The following is a 267-nucleotide window of genomic DNA, read 5'->3' on the forward strand; positions in this document are numbered from 1 at the left end:
GGCGGAATTGGCAGACGCGCTAGATTTAGGATCTAGTGTCTTATGACGTGGGGGTTCAAGTCCCTTCACCCGCATCATTTAAACTGCGGAAGTAGTTCAGTGGTAGAACACCACCTTGCCAAGGTGGGGGTCGCGAGTTCGAATCTCGTCTTCCGCTCCATAATTTGTTTTAGTGTGTCCGTACCTCTCGTGCCGGGGTGGTGGAATTGGCAGACACACAGGACTTAAAATCCTGCGGTAAGTGATTACCGTGCCGGTTCAAGTCCG

1 tRNA gene is annotated in these 267 nt (G+C 52.1%); it reads left to right on the top strand.

Going from position 1 to position 267, the window contains the following annotated elements:
* Positions 1-85: 85 nt before the first annotated feature.
* Positions 86-160: transfer RNA gene (locus JNO66_RS20360), tRNA-Gly, on the top strand.
* Positions 161-267: the final 107 nt, after the last annotated feature.

Origin of the sequence: Alkalicoccobacillus gibsonii (genome assembly GCF_016798245.1) — a bacterium.
In the GTDB taxonomy this organism is placed as follows: domain Bacteria; phylum Bacillota; class Bacilli; order Bacillales; family Bacillaceae_D; genus Alkalicoccobacillus; species Alkalicoccobacillus gibsonii.